General features: G+C 72.1%; 1 protein-coding gene. It reads right to left on the bottom strand.

Annotated features, from left to right (window positions below; genetic code table 11):
• The coding region (locus ACT6Q8_RS25635; protein WP_444739497.1) for a UxaA family hydrolase at window positions 1–333 on the bottom strand (333 nt) is incomplete at both ends.

Genomic DNA, 333 nt, shown 5'->3' with positions numbered 1-333 from the left:
ACGGTGAGCGCCGACAGCGGGCAGGGCTCGCGACGCGCGGCTGTCGCCTGGTCGACCAGCTCGTCAATCAGCGCGGCGGCCGCGTCGAGCTCGTTGCCCACCGCCTGCGATGTCAGCATCCGCACCTTGCCGCGCGCGGCTTCGGGCACGCTGGCGATCAGCGCGTCGAGCTGGTTGGATTCGCAGCCCAGCCCCAGCAGCAGGACGCCTGCCGCATTGGGATTGGCAGCGAGCCCGGCCAGCGCGGCGCGTGTCCCGCAGAGGTCATCGCCCAGCTGCGAGCAGCCGTGCGGGTGGGTAAAGGCGTGGATGCCGTCAACCCGGCCTGCATGG

Origin of the sequence: Niveispirillum sp. (genome assembly GCF_052437035.1) — a bacterium.
Classification (GTDB): Bacteria; Pseudomonadota; Alphaproteobacteria; order Azospirillales; family Azospirillaceae; genus Niveispirillum.
This window is presented reverse-complemented; position numbering and strand designations above follow the sequence as displayed.